This window comes from Enterovirga rhinocerotis (genome assembly GCF_004363955.1).
GTDB classification, from domain to species: domain Bacteria; phylum Pseudomonadota; class Alphaproteobacteria; order Rhizobiales; family Beijerinckiaceae; genus Enterovirga; species Enterovirga rhinocerotis.
The window spans coordinates 118,241-136,869 of record NZ_SNZR01000016.1; the positions used below are offsets into that span (position 1 = coordinate 118,241).

The 18,629-nt window shown below is 68.2% G+C and carries 20 protein-coding genes; 11 read left to right on the top strand and 9 right to left on the bottom strand.

Features of this window, described 5'->3' with window-relative positions:
* Window positions 1-277: 277 nt before the first annotated feature.
* The 4 genes from rpsA (at window position 278) to EV668_RS21160 (ending at window position 3,843) form a co-directional block, all read left to right on the top strand.
* Window positions 278-1,981: a 30S ribosomal protein S1 gene (rpsA, locus tag EV668_RS21145; RefSeq protein WP_133773889.1), complete on the top strand. Its 1,704-nt coding sequence runs from the start codon at window positions 278-280 to the stop codon at window positions 1,979-1,981.
* A 192-nt stretch (window positions 1,982-2,173) separates the two neighbouring features.
* Window positions 2,174-2,422 carry a hypothetical protein gene (locus EV668_RS21150; protein ID WP_133773891.1) on the top strand — a complete coding sequence of 83 codons (249 nt, stop codon included), beginning with the start codon at window positions 2,174-2,176 and terminating at the stop codon, window positions 2,420-2,422.
* Window positions 2,423-2,756: 334 nt separating this feature from the next.
* The gene (locus EV668_RS24925; RefSeq protein WP_166652578.1) at window positions 2,757-2,897 is read left to right on the top strand and encodes a hypothetical protein; all 141 of its coding nucleotides are present in this window, start codon (window positions 2,757-2,759) and stop codon (window positions 2,895-2,897) included.
* A gap of 130 nt (window positions 2,898-3,027) precedes the next feature.
* Window positions 3,028-3,843, top strand: coding sequence for a HEAT repeat domain-containing protein (locus tag EV668_RS21160; RefSeq protein ID WP_166652579.1), 816 nt, complete (start codon window positions 3,028-3,030; stop codon window positions 3,841-3,843).
* Window positions 3,844-4,105: 262 nt separating this feature from the next.
* Here EV668_RS21160 and EV668_RS21165 read toward each other — a convergent pair whose 3' ends face one another.
* On the bottom strand, window positions 4,106-5,032 hold the full coding sequence (locus EV668_RS21165) for a DMT family transporter (RefSeq protein ID WP_133773897.1): 927 nt from the start codon (window positions 5,030-5,032) through the stop codon (window positions 4,106-4,108).
* Window positions 5,033-5,211: 179 nt separating this feature from the next.
* On the opposite strand from EV668_RS21165, the gene EV668_RS21170 reads away from it, so the two are divergent.
* The gene (locus EV668_RS21170; RefSeq protein ID WP_133773899.1) at window positions 5,212-6,186 is read left to right on the top strand and encodes a hypothetical protein; all 975 of its coding nucleotides are present in this window, start codon (window positions 5,212-5,214) and stop codon (window positions 6,184-6,186) included.
* A gap of 15 nt (window positions 6,187-6,201) precedes the next feature.
* On the opposite strand, the gene EV668_RS21175 is transcribed toward EV668_RS21170, so the two are convergent.
* Window positions 6,202-6,552, bottom strand: coding sequence for a DMT family protein (locus EV668_RS21175; RefSeq protein WP_133773901.1), 351 nt, complete (start codon window positions 6,550-6,552; stop codon window positions 6,202-6,204).
* A 158-nt stretch (window positions 6,553-6,710) separates the two neighbouring features.
* On the opposite strand from EV668_RS21175, the gene sppA reads away from it, so the two are divergent.
* The 5 genes from sppA (at window position 6,711) to trpB (ending at window position 10,588) form a co-directional block, all read left to right on the top strand.
* The gene (gene sppA / locus EV668_RS21180; RefSeq protein WP_133773903.1) at window positions 6,711-7,682 is read left to right on the top strand and encodes a signal peptide peptidase SppA; all 972 of its coding nucleotides are present in this window, start codon (window positions 6,711-6,713) and stop codon (window positions 7,680-7,682) included.
* Window positions 7,683-7,689: 7 nt separating this feature from the next.
* Entirely contained in the window at window positions 7,690-7,992 is a 303-nt protein-coding gene (ihfB, locus tag EV668_RS21185; RefSeq protein WP_133773905.1) for an integration host factor subunit beta, read from the top strand.
* Window positions 7,993-8,087: 95 nt separating this feature from the next.
* On the top strand, window positions 8,088-8,429 hold the full coding sequence (locus tag EV668_RS21190) for a lipopolysaccharide assembly protein LapA domain-containing protein (protein ID WP_133773907.1): 342 nt from the start codon (window positions 8,088-8,090) through the stop codon (window positions 8,427-8,429).
* Window positions 8,430-8,570: 141 nt separating this feature from the next.
* Entirely contained in the window at window positions 8,571-9,278 is a 708-nt protein-coding gene (locus EV668_RS21195; RefSeq protein ID WP_133773909.1) for a phosphoribosylanthranilate isomerase, read from the top strand.
* Window positions 9,279-9,424: 146 nt separating this feature from the next.
* The gene (gene trpB, locus EV668_RS21200) at window positions 9,425-10,588 is read left to right on the top strand and encodes a tryptophan synthase subunit beta (RefSeq protein WP_245513354.1); all 1,164 of its coding nucleotides are present in this window, start codon (window positions 9,425-9,427) and stop codon (window positions 10,586-10,588) included.
* A 219-nt stretch (window positions 10,589-10,807) separates the two neighbouring features.
* On the opposite strand, the gene EV668_RS21205 is transcribed toward trpB, so the two are convergent.
* The 4 genes from EV668_RS21205 to EV668_RS21220 form a co-directional block, all read right to left on the bottom strand.
* Window positions 10,808-11,080 (bottom strand): Txe/YoeB family addiction module toxin, encoded by a 273-nt coding sequence (locus EV668_RS21205; protein WP_133773912.1) that lies wholly within the window; start codon window positions 11,078-11,080, stop codon window positions 10,808-10,810.
* Window positions 11,077-11,331: a type II toxin-antitoxin system Phd/YefM family antitoxin gene (locus tag EV668_RS21210; RefSeq protein ID WP_133773914.1), complete on the bottom strand. Its 255-nt coding sequence runs from the start codon at window positions 11,329-11,331 to the stop codon at window positions 11,077-11,079. Before EV668_RS21210 ends, EV668_RS21205 begins: the two co-directional genes overlap by 4 nt.
* 64 nt (window positions 11,332-11,395) lie before the next feature.
* The gene (locus tag EV668_RS21215; RefSeq protein ID WP_133773916.1) at window positions 11,396-11,641 is read right to left on the bottom strand and encodes a hypothetical protein; all 246 of its coding nucleotides are present in this window, start codon (window positions 11,639-11,641) and stop codon (window positions 11,396-11,398) included.
* Window positions 11,642-11,686: 45 nt separating this feature from the next.
* Window positions 11,687-12,592 (bottom strand): LysR family transcriptional regulator, encoded by a 906-nt coding sequence (locus EV668_RS21220; RefSeq protein WP_133773918.1) that lies wholly within the window; start codon window positions 12,590-12,592, stop codon window positions 11,687-11,689.
* A 105-nt stretch (window positions 12,593-12,697) separates the two neighbouring features.
* Here EV668_RS21220 and EV668_RS21225 point away from each other — a divergent pair, with 105 nt between their 5' ends.
* A complete protein-coding gene (locus EV668_RS21225; RefSeq protein WP_133773921.1) occupies window positions 12,698-13,471 on the top strand; it encodes an SDR family oxidoreductase in 774 nt (257 codons plus the stop codon).
* A 66-nt stretch (window positions 13,472-13,537) separates the two neighbouring features.
* Here EV668_RS21225 and EV668_RS21230 read toward each other — a convergent pair whose 3' ends face one another.
* The 3 genes from EV668_RS21230 to EV668_RS21240 form a co-directional block, all read right to left on the bottom strand.
* A complete protein-coding gene (locus tag EV668_RS21230; protein ID WP_245513355.1) occupies window positions 13,538-14,569 on the bottom strand; it encodes a linear amide C-N hydrolase in 1,032 nt (343 codons plus the stop codon).
* A gap of 70 nt (window positions 14,570-14,639) precedes the next feature.
* On the bottom strand, window positions 14,640-16,748 hold the full coding sequence (flhA, locus tag EV668_RS21235; protein ID WP_245513340.1) for a flagellar biosynthesis protein FlhA: 2,109 nt from the start codon (window positions 16,746-16,748) through the stop codon (window positions 14,640-14,642).
* A 200-nt stretch (window positions 16,749-16,948) separates the two neighbouring features.
* Window positions 16,949-18,607, bottom strand: a complete 1,659-nt coding sequence (locus EV668_RS21240) for a thiamine pyrophosphate-binding protein (RefSeq protein WP_133773927.1) — start codon at window positions 18,605-18,607, stop codon at window positions 16,949-16,951.
* Between the last annotated feature and the right edge of the window lie 22 nt (window positions 18,608-18,629).

Below are 18,629 nucleotides of genomic sequence, written 5' to 3' on the forward strand. Positions count from 1 at the left end.
GTAATCCCGCAAGACGGTTTTTCGACGTCTTCGCGCTTGTCCACAGCCCTCTCTTCGACTACATGCGAGCAGTCTCCGGACATGCTGTGGTGAGGTGCGGCTTCTGCCGCCCCCTTTGGCGTATCCGGCGGCCCGATTCCGCCCGCCGGCGACGCGCCGGCCCGCCTCACGAGGCGGCTTGCCCCAGAGCACGATCAGCTCCGGGCCGCGGCGGATGGGATCGGCGTGCAACACAAACCCGAGCCGGCGCCGCCCTGATAGGGCACCAGGAGAATCAATGTCAGCAGCCATGCAATCGCCGTCGCGCGAGGATTTCGCCGCGTTGCTCGCGGAATCCTTCGAGAAGGCCGAGGTCCAGGAGGGCTCGGTCGTCAAGGGCAAGGTCGTCGCCATCGAGAAGGACGTCGCGGTCATCGACGTCGGGGCGAAGACGGAAGGGCGCGTCGCGCTCAAGGAATTCCAGGGTCCGGGCCGCGGCGACCAGCCGCTGAAGGTCGGCGACGAGGTCGAGGTCTATCTCGAGCGCGTCGAGAACGCCCTCGGCGAAGCCGTCATCTCGCGTGACAAGGCCCGCCGCGAAGAGAGCTGGGTCAAGCTCGAGAAGGCCTTCGAGGCCAACGAGCGCGTGACCGGCCAGATCTTCAACCAGGTCAAGGGCGGCTACACGGTCGATCTCGACGGCGCCGTGGCGTTCCTGCCGCGCTCGCAGGTCGACATCCGCCCCGTGCGCGACGTCTCGCCCCTCATGGGCACGCCGCAGCCCTTCATGATCCTCAAGATGGATCGTCGCCGGGGCAACATCGTCGTCTCGCGCCGCACCGTGCTCGAGGAGAGCCGGGCCGAGCAGCGTTCCGAGCTCGTGGCCAACCTCGAAGAGGGTCAGGTCATCGACGGCGTCGTCAAGAACATCACCGAATACGGCGCCTTCGTCGATCTCGGCGGGATCGACGGCCTGCTCCACGTCACCGACATGGCCTGGCGCCGCGTCAACCACCCGTCCGAGGTCGTCAACATCGGCCAGACGGTCAAGGTCAAGATCATCAAGATCAACCACGAGACGCACCGCATCTCGCTCGGCATCAAGCAGCTTCTCGCCGATCCGTGGGAGGGCATCGCCGCCCGCTACCCGGTCGACGCCAAGCTCAAGGGCCGCGTGACCAACATCACCGATTACGGCGCCTTCGTGGAGCTGGAGCCGGGGATCGAGGGCCTGATCCACGTGTCGGAAATGTCCTGGACGAAGAAGAACGTCCATCCGGGCAAGATCGTCTCCACCTCCCAGGAGGTCGAGGTCGTCATCATCGAGGTCGATCAGGTCAAGCGCCGCATCTCGCTCGGCCTCAAGCAGGCCCTGCAGAACCCGTGGGAGGCCTTCGCCGAGCAGCACCCGGTCGGCTCCGCCGTCCAGGGCGAGGTGAAGAACAAGACCGAGTTCGGCCTGTTCATCGGCCTCGACAACGACGTCGACGGCATGATCCACCTCTCGGATCTCGACTGGAACCGTCCGGGCGAGCAGGTCATCGACGAGTACAAGAAGGGCGATGTCGTCAGCGCCCAGGTGCTCGACGTCGACGTCGAGAAGGAGCGCATCTCGCTCGGGATCAAGCAGCTCGCGGGGGACCCCTTCGCCGAAGCCGGCGAGATCAAGAAGGGCCAGATCGTCACCTGCGAGGTCGTCGAGGTGAAGGATTCGGGCATCGAGGTGAAGATCGTCGATACCGACCTTCAGTCCTTCATCCGCCGCGCGGAACTCGCGCGCGAGCGGCCCGACCAGCGCCCCGAGCGCTTCGCGGCCGGCGAGCGGGTCGATGCCCGCGTCACCATGTTCGACCGCAAGGCGCGCCGCGTCACGCTGTCGATCAAGGCGCTGGAAGTGGCCGAGGAGAAGGAGGCGATCGCTCAGTTCGGCTCGTCCGACTCGGGCGCCTCGCTCGGCGACATCCTGGGCGCGGCCCTCAAGAAGGCCACCGACAAGAAGTAAGCGGCTCCGCCCGCTCGTCCCGGCGTAGGCCGGGACCTCGTTCAAAGCCCGGGTCGGAAACGGCCCGGGCTTTTTGTTGGGCGCGATGCGCAAGCCCCACACGATCGCCGATCACGACGGATGGGCCGTTCGGCAGTCTTGTCGTGTCATCGGAGTTGGGCGTAGCTGAGGGCTGGCGGCGGTCTTACGTCCATGTCTCTGCTCGGCTTCTATGACTTCGTATCCACTCTGATCGAAGGCGCGATCAACCTCCGGATGAAGGAGCGCGCGCTCGTCAGGCGGGAGGCCGAAGCACTCACGCGGCAAGCCGGAGCTGCCGCCTTCGACACCGCCCAGCAGGTCGCCGCCATGGCGCGGGAGCGCGGCGACCACCAGTCGACCAAACTCTGGCTCAAGATCGCCAGCGAGATTGCGCGGCGCGAACCGTCGCAGCGGACCTGACCATCCCCCGCTTGCCGGGAAGCCCCTGAATGCCGCTGAGCCAGGACAGGCTCTCAAGCACAGTCGCTGCGGCGACGATCCCAGGCTTGAACACGAGGCGGAATAACTCCGACCCTCCGGCTCCCCATGCGCATAGAATTGTCGTGAGCAGCCCGATCAGACCGGCAATGAAGATGCATAACGCCATCGGGACCTGTCGCTGCTTCGAGGCTCACAAGTTCCCACTGATGCAATCGGGAGTATCGCATTTCATGCCGCCGATCAGCGGTGCCCGGTACCAGTAGACGACCGTCCCGCCGCAGATTGGACATGGAGCCTGGGAGTCGAACGGTCGATGGTCACGTTCGCGCTGGAACTGCATGAACAACCCATCGATAGCGGCTTTCACTGCGTCGATGCGCTCGCGGAAATGCGGATCCTCAAGGTCCGGGGGATTGCCGGCCTTGGCTTTGAGGCTGTCCCAGATGGACTTTAGGTCGTCTACCATGACGGTGAGGTACGACCTTTTCAGCTCGTGGCGAAACCTCCAGTTTCGCGGGCTGCGGAAGTGGCTGCCGCCGCGTTGGCGATTGTAGCGGCACGCCCCGAGCGCGCGATGATGGGAGGTGTCGGTGCAGTCTCTGCCATCAGTCGATATCGATGACCTCTTCAGGCGGGCCATGATCGGCCTGGATGATGACGACCTCGGGTCGATCGACGATCCGACCGGATGGATCGCCATCGGCCGCCTTCAGCGGATGGCGAACCGGGCCGTGCTCGAGATGGCGCTGACGTTCTGTGTCGATACGGACCCGCTGAAACGACGGGTGGGTGCGCATGTCCTCGCGCAGTTGGGTCATTCGAAGCCGGGATTCGAACCCGTCTTCGTGGAAGAGCGCCTGGCCGGTCTGATCGGTCTTCTGGAGGCCGAGCGGGACGGCAGGCGCGATCCCGGAGTCCTCGCCGCCGTTTGCACGGCGTTCGGCCATCTTCCCGATATCCGGGCGATCCCGTCACTTCTGGCGCTGATGTCTCACCGGGACCCGAACGTCCGCTCAGGCGTCGTCCACGGTCTGAGCGGTCACGAAGACGACGCGGCCATCGAGGGACTGATCGCCCTGTCGGAGGACCCTGCCGATCGCGTGCGCGACTGGGCGACCTTCGAACTCGGACAGGTGATCGAGATGGATACGCCGACGATCCGGGCAGCGTTGCACGCGCGCCTGGATGATGCGTGCCACGACGTCCGAAACGAGGCCATCGAAGGGCTCGCCCGCCGGGGCGACCGATCGGTCCTGCCGTTTCTGATCCGCGAGCTGGAGGCGGGTGTCGCGCTGCCGCTGCTCGATGCGGCGACGATGCTCGCGACGCCCGAATTGTGCGAAGCCCTGGCCGCCACGCAAAAAGGCGGCCTCGTCATTGGCGCGAAACATGGTCCCTAAGACCTGACGTAAGCCTGGAACGAGGCACGCCGCGCATGCGGCTGCGAATAGGAATCCCTACCCTCCTCATGCTGAGGTGCCGGCTGAAAGCCGGCCTCGAAGCACGCACAACCGCGGTGCGTCCTTCGAGGCCCCGCTGTGCGGGGCACCCCAGGATGAGGACGGAGGGAGTTTCCGGCCAGGCTCTGAGAAGCCTTCCTCGAAAAGGGGGCCATCTGCATTAGCCCGTGAAAGACGGGGCGTCGGCCAGACCGCAGATGCATCACCCCCGCGCTGCGCGGGCCTCGCGCAGGCGGATGCGCTCGCGATGGGCGGTGTAGACGCCGCTGGCGATGATGATCGCGGCGCCGATCCCGGTCCAGCCGTCCGGCAGGTTGCCGAAGACGAGGTAGCCGAGCGCCGTCGCCCAGATCAGCTGGACATAGGTGAAGGGCGCGAGGAGCGATGCCGGGGCGCGCTGGAAGGCGAGGACCGTGAGGTACTGGCCCGCCGTCGCGGCGCAGGCGAGGAACGCGGCGAGGCCGATCTCGCGCCAACTCGGCATGACGAAGACCGGGATCACGGCGACGCTCAGCACGATGAAGCCAACGATGGCGGAGTAGCACATGGCCGTCCAGGGCCGGTCGATCCCTGCGAGCTTGCGCGTCAGGATGATGGCCATCGCCCAGCTCGCCGCCGAGAGCATCGGATAGAGGACGGCCGGATCGAACGCGCCCGATCCCGGCCGCACGATGATCACGACGCCGAGGAGGCCGACGGCGATCGCGCTCCAGCGCCTGATTCCCACCTGCTCGCCGAGGAGGGGGATCGAGAGGGCCGTCACCAGCATCGGCGAGATGAAGTTCAGCGTCGTGGCCGATGCCAGAGGCAGCGACGAGACGCCCATGATGAAGAACAGGCTCGACCCGATCAGGCAGATGGACCGGCCCATCTGCAGGGACGGCCGGCGCGAGCGCAGGATGTCGCCCCGGCTATAGACGATGATCGGCGTCACGATGGCGAGGAAGCCGAACCAGCGCATCCAGGCGATCTCGATGACGGGCAGGGTCGGCGTCAGGTACTTGGACGTCGCGTCCGAGGCCGCGAAGAAGACGCCCGCCGAGATCGCGAGCACGATCCCGGCGAGGGGACGGTCGAGCGGCGCGCCGACATGGACGGGCGGCTTCGGATGGAGGGTGGGGACGGGCACGGTGCTGTGCGGGGCGGCAGGAGAGGGGAAGGCTTAACAGGACGCACCTGATTCGGCCTGCCCGATCGACCATTCGAAACACATCCCTGTCTTGCGCCGTCTTGATGCCAACCCGGCTGATCTGTCTCCGGCGGGCCTTCGGGAAGACGGCCGCCCGTTTTTGCTGTAAGCGCCCCTCCATGCTGCCCACCTCGCTGCTCCGCGCCCTTCGCGTCTCCGCCATCCTCGCGGCCGGCCTCCTGTCGGCCGGAGCGGCCCTCGCTCAGGCCGTCACGATGGTGCCGGGTACGGGGGTCGGCCTCGTCCCGCCGAAGGCGCTGCCCCTGTCGAAGAGCTTCTCGGGTTTCGGGGATCAGGCGCTCGCCTCCTCGATCCTGATCGTCGAGTTCCCGGCCGAGGCCTATGCGCAGATCCTCCCGAGCTTCACTCCGGAAGGCATGAAGGCGACCGGCGTCGAGGCGACGGGACCCGCCGTGGATTGGCGGATCGCCGGCGGCCAGGGCGGGCGACTGATCCGAGGCAAGCAGACGGCCGGTGGCCTGGTCCTGCGCAAATGGATCGTCCTCGCCAAGGGACCCGGTTCGACGGTGATGGTCACGGCGCAATCGCCGGAGGACAAGGCCTCCGCCCTGCCGGATGCGGCGATCGAGGCCGCCTTGAAGACGATCGCGCTCAAGGCTCCGCCCGCCATGTCCGAGCAGATCGCGGCGCTGCCCTTCGCGGTCGGCGACCTCGGGGGATTTCGCCCCGTGCGGGTCCTGTCGGGATCGGCTCTTCTCCTGACGGAGGGCCCGAGGGACACGATCCCCGACGCGTCTCAGCCCGTCGTCATCGTCGCATCGGGAGTCGGGGGAGGCGAGCATGGCGATCAGGCGTCTCGCTCCTCCTTCGCGCGGGAGGCTATGGCGACGGTCGCGGGGGTGAGCGATCTCATCGTCGACGACGATACCAGCTTCGAGAAGGACGGCGCCTCCTGGAGCCGGCTCGCCGGTTTCGGCACCTATCGCGCCTCCAGCGAGGCGATCTGGGTCGTGCAGGTCGTCCGCTTCGCACCGGGCGGCTATATCCGCACGGTCGCGATCACGCGTGCTCACGACAAGGATCGGCTCGCCGACCGGATCGACGCGGTCGCGGGGTCGGTGAAGCCGAAGTGATGCCGGGCCTCGGCCTCAGCCGATGGGTCCCTTGAACACGAAGAAGGCTCCCGCCACGATCAGCGCGAAGCCGACGGCGTGGTTCCAGGTGAAGGCCTCCCGCAGGTAGGTGACCGAGAAGATCGCGAAGACCGCGAGGGTGATCACCTCCTGCATCGTCTTCAGTTCGGCGGCGCTCCAATAGGTGTGGCCGATGCGGTTCGCCGGCACCGCGAGCCAGTATTCGAAGAAGGCGATGCCCCAGCTCGCCATCACGACGATCCAGAGCGGCTGGTTGCCGAAGCGAAGATGACCGTACCAGGCGAAGGTCATGAAGACGTTGGAGGCGACGAGCAGCAGGACCGGGAGATAGGCGGCGACGGGCATGGGGATCTCGCACGGGTGAGGCCGAGGGGTTTCGCGCTTTGCACCCATCGGGGCGTTTCGCCCAGGGGCTCCTGGGCCGCGGCGGCGGTCGCTTGCGGCGAGCATGGGCTCGGGGCTAGGGTGCGCCGCCCGCCAGACCGGGCTGCACGGACCTCCTGATGGCAGCGGATGCCGAATTGATGGCCGACCGGAGACGTCTCCGGCGGAAACTGACGCTGTGGCGGGTGCTGACCTTCGCCGTGTTGATGGTCGCCGTGGTCGGGCTGGGCATCCTCGCCTCGGGCCGGGCCGGGCGCCTCGGGGTCGCCCAGCAGCAGATCGCCCGCATCTCGGTGACGGGGATGATCACCGGCGATTCGCGCATGGCCGACCTCTTCCGCCGGGTCGGCAATTCCTCCTCCGTCTCCGGAGTCGTGATCTCGATCTCGTCGCCGGGCGGCACCACCACCGGTTCGGAGGAGCTGTATCGGGGCATCCGCGAGCTCGCGGCCAAGAAGCCGACCGTGGCCTTCGTGGACGGCACCGCGGCCTCGGGCGGCTACATCACCGCCCTTGGGGCCGACCGGATCGTGGCGCGCGAGACCTCGCTCGTCGGCTCGATCGGCGTCCTCTTCCAATATCCCGATCTCTCGAAGCTCCTCGGCAATGTCGGGGTGGCGGTCGAGGCCGTGAAGTCGAGCCCGCTCAAGGCCGAGCCCTCGGGCGTCAGGCCGACGACCCCCGAGGCGAGGGCTGCGCTCCAGGCGGTCGTCAACGACACCTACGCCTGGTTCAAGACGCTCGTTCAGACGCGCCGCGGCCTGTCCGAGGCAGAGCTCGCCGAGGTCTCCGACGGCCGCATCTTCAGCGCCCGCCAGGGATTGCCGCTCAAGCTCGTCGACGAGCTCGGCTCGGAACGCGACGCGATCGCCTGGATGGTCCGCGAGCGGAAGGTGACGCCGAACCTGCCGGTCCGTGACTGGAAGGTCGCGGGACGCTCCCGCTTCTCGCTCTGGACGGCGGCCGCCTTCGGGGCCGAACTGGTGGGACAGGCCGAATTCGCCCAATCGATCCGCCACGCCGCCTCCCTGTCGGCGCAGGCGCCGCTTCAGGGCCTGCTCGCGCTCTGGCAGCCCTCTCTCGACCGATGAGGCCGCGATGATCAAATCGGAACTCGTCCTTCGGATCGCCGCCCAGAATCCGCATCTCTACCAGCGCGATGTCGAGACGATCGTGAACGCGATCCTCGACACGATCGCCGAAGCGCTCGCCCGGGGCGACCGGGTCGAACTGCGCGGCTTCGGCGCCTTCTCGATCAAGAAGCGGGACGCCCGCGCGGGACGCAACCCGCGCACGGGCGAGGCGGTCTCGGTTCAGGAGAAGGTGGTCCCGGTCTTCAAGACCGGGAAGGAAATGCGCAAGCGCCTGAACCTCGAGCCCATCCAGCCCGCGGGGTCCTGACCCTCCGGCGCGGCGACCGGGGACCGGATCGCCGCCGCCATCCCGAACCGCCGCCGGATGGCGGCCATCCCGAAGAAGCCAGCCGGACCCATCCCATGCTCGCGCTGCTCAAGGCCATCATCTTCCTTCCGATCGCGGTGATCGTCATCCTCCTGTCGATCGCCAATCGCGGGATCGTGCCGGTCTCGTTCGACCCCTTCGCGCGCGGAGCGCCGGAATTCGTCGTGAACGTGCCGCTCTATGCGCTCGTGCTCGGCGCGCTCGCGGTCGGCGTCGTGCTCGGCGGGACGGGAGCCTGGCTCGCGGCCGGGCGCCAGCGCCGCAGCGGACGCGCCTCGCGCCGCGAGGCGAACCGCCTGCGGCGGGAGACGGACCGTCTGCGCACCGATCTCGCCGAGACCCGGACGGCTCTGCCGGCGCCGCGCCGGGCGGCGTGACGCGCACGATCGCTGCGGCGGGCCGCCGGCCCGCCATGTCGATGTGGTCGCCAGGGCGGTTTCCCCTGGATACGGCATGGTCTATAGGCCGCCGATGAAGAGCCGCCCCACCGGCGGCTTGCGGCTCTGTCCGGCATCCCGATGTCCCTCGTGAAGATCTGCGGCCTGCGGACGCCCGAGACGCTCGAGGCGGCTTTGGCCGCCGGGGCGGACATGGTCGGCTTCGTGCGCTTCGCGCGCTCCCCGCGGCATGTCGATCTCGAACTCGGACGCGCTCTGTCCCGGGAGGCCGCGGGCCGTGCCCGGCGCGTGCTCCTGCTCGTCGATCCGACCGACGGCGAGCTCGACGAGACCATCCGCGCGATCGAGCCCGATCTCGTCCAGCTCCATGGCGGGGAATCGCCCGAGCGCGTCGCTGCGATCCGTTCGGCCACCGGCAGGCCGGTCATGAAGGCCCTGCCGATCGGCGAACGGGCCGACCTCGCCCGGATCGACGCCTATCGCGACGCTGCCGATCGCATCCTGCTCGACGCGAAGCCGCCGAAGGACGCCGCTCTTCCGGGCGGGAACGGGATCGCCTTCGATTGGTCGCTGCTGGGCGACCTGCCGGGGCGTGCCGGGTCCGCGACGCCGCTCTGCGCCGCCCTCGGCATGACGGCGGCGACCCGCCCGCGCCCGGACCTGATGCTCTCCGGCGGGCTGACGCCCGAGACGGTCGGGGAGGCGATCCGGATCTCGGGCCTTGCCGCCGTCGACGTCTCCTCCGGGGTCGAATCGCGTCCGGGAGAGAAGGACACGGCGAAGATCGCAGCCTTCGTCCGGGCCGCCCGAGCGGCCTTCGCCGCCTGACATATTGTAATCGCCCGCCATTTGCGGAAAACCGGATGCCTCTTCCGCAGCAGGCTCCAGGACAGGAGATTGGCGTGACCGCCTCGACCGCCGATACGGCGCCCACGACCCCGAACACCTACCGGGCCGGTCCCGACGAGCGCGGCATGTTCGGCATCTTCGGCGGGCGCTTCGTCGCCGAGACGCTGATGCCGAACATCCTCGAGCTCGAGCGCGAATACGAGCGCGCCAAGGCCGATCCCGCCTTCAAGGCGGAGATGGACCATAATCTGGAACATTATGTCGGCCGGCCCTCGCCCCTCTATTTCGCCGAGCGCCTGACGGAGCATCTGGGCGGCGCCAAGATCTACCTCAAGCGCGAGGAGCTGAACCACACCGGCTCCCACAAGGTGAACAACGTCACCGGGCAGATCCTGCTCGCGCGGCGCATGGGCAAGAAGCGGATCATCGCGGAGACGGGCGCGGGCCAGCACGGCGTCGCGACGGCGACGCTGTGCGCGCGGTTCGGCCTGCCCTGCGTCGTCTATATGGGCGCGGTCGATGTCGAGCGGCAGATGCCGAACGTCATCCGCATGAGGATGCTCGGCGCCGAGGTCGTCCCCGTCCAGTCGGGCACGAAGACGCTCAAGGACGCCATGAACGAGGCGCTCCGCGACTGGGTCACGAATGTCGCCGACACGTTCTATTGCATCGGCACGGTGGCGGGCCCCCATCCCTATCCGGCCATGGTGCGCGACTTCCAATGCATCATCGGCCAGGAGACGCGTGAGCAGATGCTGAAGGCCGAGGGGCGGCTGCCGGATTCGCTCATCGCCTGCATCGGCGGCGGCTCGAACGCGATGGGGCTGTTCCACCCCTTCCTCGACGACCGCGACGTCAAGATCTGGGGCGTCGAGGCGGCGGGGCACGGTCTCGACAGCCTGCACGCGGCCTCGCTGACCGGCGGGCGTCCGGGCGTGCTGCACGGCAACCGCACCTATCTCCTCATGGACGAGGACGGGCAGATCAACGACGCCCACTCGATCTCGGCCGGGCTCGATTATCCCGGCATCGGGCCGGAGCATTCCTGGCTGCACGAGACCGGGCGCGTCACCTACATCTCGGCGACGGACGAGGAGGCGCTCGAGGCCTTCCAGCTCCTCTCGCGGCTCGAAGGCATCATCCCGGCCCTCGAATCGGCCCATGCCCTCGCCAAGGTGAAGGACCTCGCCCCCACCCTGCCGAAGGATCACCTGATGGTGGTCAATCTCTCGGGCCGCGGCGACAAGGACGTGCCGCAGGTCGGCGAACTGCTGGCGGGGCGGCTGTAGCGTTCCGTCATGTTCGGAGCTCGGCGTCGCTGCAGGGCATGCGAGCACGTCGGCCCAGGGTGGATCGTCTGCCCGAACTGCCGGGCGCCGTTCTCGCCTGAGCGGAACCATCGCTGGCAAAGCCGGCTGGCGACCGCCCTCCTCGTCGTCGTGGCGGTTGTCATCCTCTGCCGCTGGCTCATCGCCGAAGGCGCGAGTTAGACTGGAAGACGCCAGCTCTCAGCGCCTGTAATGGAAGCGGCAGGCCAGGATTTCGAGCGCCTGATCCTCGCCGGTCCCGGTGACACGGTAGACAAGCCGGTGCTCGCTCGTGAGGCGGCGTGACCAGAAGCCCTTGAGGTTTCCGCGTAGGGGTTCGGGTTTGCCGATCCCCTGGAAGGGCGAGCGCCGGGTATCGCGGATCAGGTCGTTGATGCGCGATACCATGGCGGGATCATGCGCCTGCCAGAACAGGTAGTCGGCCCACGCCGTGGGGGCGAAGAGGATCCTCATCCCTCCGGAAGCTCGAAGAGAATACCCTCCCCGCGGTCGAGCTGGCCGATGCCCTCCTGCAGTTGCGCTGCGTTGGCCTCGTTGCCGAGGAGATGAAGGGTCTCTCGCAGCCCCTCCAGTTCGGCGAGCGGCAGGATGACGACCGCCTCCTTCTTACCGCGCGTGACGACGAGTTCCGTCCGATCGCTGAGGACCCGGTCGAGATGGGACGCCATATTGGCGCGAAGCTCGCTGAAGCTGACAGTGGTCACGGCCGTTATCCGTACAGGATGATGTACATCTATAGCGCGGTTGCGGCCGTTGGCAATCGGGGCCTCAGGGGCGGTCGTCATCCGCGGCGTGGACCCGGCGCTGGGCATAGGAGCGCACGAGAAGCTCGGCCACCAGCACGAGTGCGGTGCCGCCGCCGATCAGCCACCAGCGATAGGGCACGAGCCCCTCGAAGAAGAAGAACGTCAGGAACCCGAGGGTGCTGGCGATCGACCCTGCGAGCGAGAGGAGCTTCAGGAGGAAGATCGGGCCGACGGTCTTCGCGGCGAACTGGGCGGCGTCCTTGTCCATCGGGGCCTTATACCGGCTGGGCGCCGCGAGGGCGAGCCCGGCCCGTCATCCCGGCATCAGCACCTCGTCGGCGAAGAGCCGTCCGGCCCAGTCCATGAAGACCTTCAGCCGGCGCGAGAGGCGGCTGCGATGCGCGTAGACGAAGGCGAGCGGCATCGGCTCGGCCCGCAGATCGGGCATCACCTCGACGAGGTCGCCCGCGGCGAGGTGGTCGCGCACGTCGTAGGCCGGGATCTGGATCAGGCCGAGGCCCGCGAGGCAGCAGGCGATATAGGTCTCGGCGCAATTGACCGTGACCTGACGTGGGACCTCGACCCGGTGGGTCTCCCCGTCCCGGACATACTCCCACTCCGCGATCCGGCCCGAGCCCGGCGAGGCGTAGCCCACCTCGAGATGGGCCGCGAGATCGGCGACCTCGCGCGGTGCGCCGTGCCGGGCGAGATAGGCCGGGCTCGCGCAATTGATGAGCGGCAGGTCGCCGATCGGCCGCGCGATCAGCCCCTCGTCGCCGACGCCGCCCACCCTGACGGCGCAGTCGAACCCGCCCTCGACGAGATCGACCGGCCGGTCCTCGACCCCGATCTCCAGCTCGAGCTCGGGATAGCGCGCGAAGAAGTCCGGCAGGGCGGGCGCCACGACGAGCCGGCCGAACCGGCCCGGCACGCTGACCCGCAATCGTCCGCGGGCGGGTGAGCCGCCCCGGAACAGCGTCTCGGCATCCTCGTAATCGGCAAGGAGCCGCAGGCAGCGTTCGTAGAAGGCCGCCCCGTCCGGGGTCAGTGAGACGCGGCGGGTCGTCCGATGGAGGAGCGTCGTGCCGAGCCGCGTCTCCAGATCCTTGACGCAGGTCGAGACCGAGGAGCGCGGCATGCGCAGTGTCTCGGCCGCCCGCGAGAAGCTCTCGCAGTCGACGACGCGGGCGAAGACGCGCAGGGCATCGAGGCGGTCCATGGGATTGTTCGCTCATGTCGACAGGTTTGGTCGGAACGATGATATTTATCCTGCGTCACCGCGACAATAGCCTGCTCCCGACACCACGAAAGCGGGAGAGAGCACATGGCGGATCACGGTCTGAAGGGGAAGGTCGCGCTCGTCGCGGGGGGCGCGAAGAATCTTGGCGGATTGATCTCGCGCGACCTCGCGCAGCAGGGCGTCAAGGCCGTCGCGCTGCATTACAACAGCGCCGAGAGCGAGGCTGCGGCGAACGAGACCGTCGCGGCCGTGCGGGCGGCGGGTGCGGAGGCTGTGGCGCTCGCCGGCGACCTCACCTCTGCGGCGGCGATGGAGAGGTTGTTCGCCGATACCGTCGCGGCCGTGGGCCGGCCGGACATCGCCATCAACACGGTCGGCAAGGTGCTCAAGAAGCCCATGGCCGAGACCACCGAGGCCGACTACGACGAGATGTCGGCGGTGAATGCGAAGGCGGCCTTCTTCTTCCTCAAGGAAGCCGGCCGGACCGTGAACGACAACGGCAAGGTGCTGACCCTCGTCACCTCGCTCCTCGGCGCCTACACGCCCTTCTACGCGTCCTATGCGGGCACCAAGGCGCCGGTCGAGCATTTCACCCGGGCGGCCTCGAAGGAATTCGGCGAGCGGGGCATCTCGGTGAACGCGATCGGCCCCGGCCCGATGGACACGCCCTTCTTCTACCCGGCCGAGGGTGCCGATGCCGTCGCCTATCACAAGACCGCCGCCGCCCTCTCCGGCTTCAGCAAGACGGGGCTCACCGATATCGAGGACATCATCCCCTTCATCCGCCTCCTGGTCTCGGACGGATGGTGGATGACCGGCCAGACGATCCTCGTGAACGGCGGCTACACGACGAAGTGAAGTCTGCTCGTCCGGCGCGGATCTCTTGCGCGCCGGACGTCTTGCGCCGGATCGGGGAAGCCGCGGTCAGATCCCGAGGAACTTGAACGGCGCGCTCTCCTTGAACTGACCGTTCGCGACGCCCGAGAACGTGTTCGTCTGGTTCGGTCCGAGATTGAGCTTCCTCACCGTCCCGGTCTTCTCCGAGAAGTCGATTGTGTTGAGGTCGACCCAGAAGATGTTCGGCGTCAGCGCGGATTCGAAGAAGTAGAGCTTGCGCTTGTGATCGGCCACGGTGCGCCAGCGCGTGGAGGAGATGTTCGGCTGGTTCTCGGTCGTGATGCCGTAGGGGACCGAGACGTTGCGGATCACGCCGAAGACGCTCGCCAGCGCCTCGACCGCGTTCTCCGATTTCGGGATCGCGTTCACGTAGAAGGAGGCGCGGGCGAAGCGGTCGGCAGCCCGGTTGGTGCCGGGCAGCATGACCGTCCCGCCGATCTCCTTCCAGTAGGAATTGAGCGCGAGCTGCTGCTCGAAGAGCGGCGAGTTGGTCATCACCTGGTATTGCCGGCCATGGTGGATGATCTGCTTGCCGCCGACATATTCGACGATGGCGCTGTCGCCCGAGGAATCGGATATCGCGAGGTGCAGCGTCGCGAGGCGATCCTCGCCGGGCGTCGCGGCGGTGACGACGTCGAACGGCTCCTTCGACAGGGCCGCGACGGCCTCCGCGACGGTCGCGTAATTGTCGAGGACGTATTGCGCCCAGGCCGCGATCGACAGGGCCGGCCTGTCACCGCCCGCGGGCGGATAGCTGGATTCGCTGAGCCAGAGGACGTTCGCCGCGAGGCCCGCCTCGTTCAGCCCGTCCGTCGTCGAGACGTCGTAGCCGGTCGCGATGACGCTGCCGTGCTTCGACGTCCAGGAGACGGATTTCGGCCCGGCCTCGCCCGTCCGCTTCATCCCGCGCGGGAACATCCAGAGATTGGTCCCGATCTCGCGGACCCAATCCATCGAGCGGGCGGTCATCACCTGCCCGTTCGCGCCGTGATAGACGAGGCGGGAGCAGGCCTCGGCGAGAGATGCGCTTGCCACGCTCCCCGCCGTGAGGACGGCCATGCAGAGGGTGGCGAGGCGTTGCGGGAATGCGACCATCGACGAGCGTCCTTTCGCGCAGACGGCCGGACCGTCAGATGCTCCCGGCCGTGCGCAGCTTCACCCTGGCATGGATTTCCGCCTGGCCCATCACCGGCGTCTCGCGGCGGAAGCGCTCGATGATCGAGCGGACATAGGGGCGGGCGGCGGTGGAGGTGACGAGGACGGGCATCTCCCCCATCCGGGCCGCGTCCTCGAAGCGCTCGCGCACGAGGGTCACGAACTCCGTCAGGCGCGAGGGCTGCATGGCGAGATGGCGCTCCTCGCCCTGCCCGACGATCGAATCCATGAAGACGCCCTCCCACGCCGGCGAGAGCGTGATGATGGGCAGGTGCCCGAGCGGGGAGGTGTATTGCGCGCAGATCTGCCGGGCGAGGCGCATGCGCACGTGCTCGGCGATCTCGCGCGGGTTCTTCAGCGCCGCGACGACATCGGAGACGCCTTCGAGGATCGTGCCGAGATCCCGGATCGAGACGCGCTCGGCGAGGAGAAGCTGGAGAACGCGCTGGAGCCCGGTCGTCGAGATCTGCGAGGGAACGATCTCGCGCACGAGGTCGGCATGGTCCTTGGGCAGGTCGCGGATCAGCTTCTGCACCTCGACATGCGAGAGCAGCTCGGCGGTGTGGCCCTTGATGACCTCGGTGAGATGCGTCGAGAGCACCGTCGCCGCATCGACCACGGTATAGCCCCGCATCGCCGCTTCGTCCGCGAGGGCGACGTCGATCCAGGTCGCGGGCAGGCCGAAGGTCGGCTCGAGCGTGTGCTGGCCGGGAAGCTGGACCTGACCGCCGGCCGGGTCCATCGCCATGACGAGGCCGGGATAGATGTGGCCGGAGCCCGCCTCCACCTCCTTGACCCGGATCGTATAGGCGTTCGCCTCGAGGAGGACGTTGTCGACGATGCGCACGGCCGGCATCACGAAGCCGAGCTCGCCGGCGAGCTGGCGGCGCAGCGCCTTGATCTGATCCGTGAGCCGGTCGTCGGTGCCCTGGCCGTTGACCATGGGGAGCAGGCCGTAGCCGATCTCGATCTTGAGGTCGTCGATCTTGAGGAGGTCGGCGACGGGCTCCTCGGCCGGGCCTCCGGCCGCGGGCGCGCCGGCTTCGGACTCGACGGCGGCCTTGATCTTGTTCTCGCGTTCGAGCTTCCAGGCGAGCCAGCCGGCCCCTCCGGCGAGGAAGGCGAAGGGCAGGATCGGGATGCCCGGCAGGAGGCCGATCGCGGCCATGACCACGGCCGACATGCCGAGGGCGCGCGGATAGCCCTTGAGCTGCTTGACGAGCGCGCCGGAGGCGGCGCCGCGCACGCCCGCCTTCGAGACGAGAAGGCCGGCCGCCGTGGAGACGATCAGCGCCGGCACCTGGCTGACGAGGCCGTCGCCGACCGTGAGGAGGGTGTAGGTCCGGCTGGCGTCGCCGAAGGTCATGCCCTGCTGCGCGACGCCGATGATGATGCCGCCGATCACGTTGATGAAGGTGATGAGCAGGGCCGCGATCGCGTCGCCGCGCACGAATTTCGAGGCGCCGTCCATGGCGCCGTAGAAGGCGCTCTCGTCCTCGAGGGCCTTGCGGCGCTCGCGGGCGGCGTGGTGGTCGATCAGCCCGGCCGAGAGATCGGCGTCGATCGCCATCTGCTTGCCGGGCATCGCGTCGAGCGTGAAGCGCGCCGCGACCTCGGCGATGCGGCCCGAGCCCTTGGTGATGACGATGAAGTTCACGAGGACCAGGATCGCGAAGACGATCGCGCCGATGACGAAATTGCCGCCCATCACGAAACGGCCGAAGGCCTCGATGACGTGACCGGCCGGCGCGCCGGCCTCGTGCCCATGCGCGAGGATGAGGCGGGTCGTCGCGAGGTTCAGCGCGAGCCGCAGCATGGTCGCGATCAGGAGGACGGTCGGAAAGACCGAGAACTCCATCGGGTTCTCGATGAAGAGCGCCGTCATCAGGATCAGCACCGAGACGATGATCGAGACGGCGAGCAGCAGGTCGAGCAGAAGCGGCGGTAGCGGCACGATGAGCACCACGAGGATGCCCATCACCGCGATGGCGAGGAGGATGTCCGGGCGCGTCGTCAGGCGCCGGACATCGCCCAGGGTGGGCAGGCCGAGCCCTCCGGGAAGGCCGAGCGACGCGGGGGCCATCCGGCCCGCCGCCGCCACTGCCTGGGGCCCGCCTGAAACCGCTCCGACGTCGTTCATGTCCGGCCCGAGCCACGGCGGCACCCGGCAGGGGCGCGCTCACCCGGCAAGTTCTGCCGGGTTTATGGTTAGCGGAAGGTTAAGGGCCGCAGGGTCGGAGGATGCGGGCCCTGTTTTCGCTCACCTCCGGGGCCGCGCTGCCGTCACACCGTTCCGTCCACCATCACCTCGATCAGCTTCGTCCCGGGCCGGCCGAAGGCGTCCTTCAGGCGGGCTCCGAGTTCGGCCGGGTCGGAGACGCGCTGCGATTCGAGGCCCATCGACGCCGCGAGGGCGGTGAAATCCACCGCCGGCTTCTCGAAATCCATGCCGATGAAGTTGCTGTCGCCGTGGAACGAGAGGAGGCGCTGCTTGATGATGCGGTAGCCGCCGTTATTGGCGATGACGAAGGTCAGCGGCAGCTCGTGGCGGGCTGCGGTCCAGATCGACTGGATCGAATACATCGCGCTGCCGTCGCCCGAGAAGCAGACGACCGGACGATCGGGATTGGCGAGGCTCACCCCGACCGCCCCCGGCAGGCCCCAGCCGATCCCGCCCGAGGCGAGGGCATGGAAGCCGTAACGGTCGCGATGGGCGCGCAGAGCCGGGATCTTCACCGACGAGGTCAGCGCCTCCTCGACGAGGATGGCCTTCTCCGGCATCGCCTCGACGATCGAGAGGGCGAGCCAGTCCGGATCGATGGGCGAGCGGGCCGAGCGAGTTCCGATCTCGGCGACGAGCTTCTGCCGCTTCGCGGTCCAGTTCACCGGGGCGAGCGCGGCGATGCCGGCTTTCGCCTTGTCGGCGAGGACGCGCCCGCCGGCCGTCGCCAGGGCGGGCACGAGGTCGCGCAGGGTCTCGCGCACATCGGCCTTGAGGGCGATCTCGGCGGGATAGTTCTTGGCGAGGTCGTGATCGACGAGGCCGACCTGCACCATCGCCATGCCGTCGGGCATCGGGTCGATCTCGCTGAAGACCGACATGCGCAGCGGATCGGAGCCGAGGACGACCAGGAGGTCGTAGGGGGAGAGCGCCTCGCGCACCTGCGCCTGGTTGCGCGTCAGGGCGCCGAGGAAGCAGGGATGCTCCGAAAGGAAATGCGCGCCATGTCCGACGGTCTGCTGGAAGACGGGGCAACCGAGCGTCGTGGCGAGGTCGGCGGCCTCCTGGAGCGCGTCGCTCTTCACGATCTCGTCGCCGACGATCATCACCGGCCGCTCGGCCTTGAGGATGCGCTGCGCGAGGGCGTCCAGCGCCTCGGCCGAAGGACGCACGCGGGTGTCGACGCGCGTCGAGTGGCCGAGATCGATCCCAGCCTCGGCGTTCAGGATGTCGCCCGGCAGGGAGATGAAGACGGGCCCCGTGGGCGGGGTGGTCGCGATCTTGGCGGCCCGGCGCACGATGCGGGGAAGGTCTTCGAGGCGCGTCACCTCGACCGCCCATTTCACCAGCGGCTCGGCGATGCGCACGAGCGGATCGTAGAGCAGCGGCTCCATGAGCCCGTGGCCCTGCTCCTGCTGCCCGGCGGTCAGGATCATCGGCGTGCCGGTGAACTTCGCATTGTAGAGCGCGCCCATCGCGTTGCCGAGGCCGGGCGCGACATGGACGTTGCAGGCGACGAGGCGGCCGGAGGCGCGGCTGTAGCCGTCGGCGATGGCCACGACGAGGCTCTCCTGCATCGCCATCACGTAGGTCAGGTCCGGATGGTCCTTCAGCGCATGCATGATCGGCAGCTCGGTCGTGCCGGGATTGCCGAAGAGATGCGTGATGCCCTCGTCCTTCAGGAGGGCGAGGAAGGCCGAGCGGCCAGTGATCCGGTTCATGCGGTCTCCATGATGGGCGGTG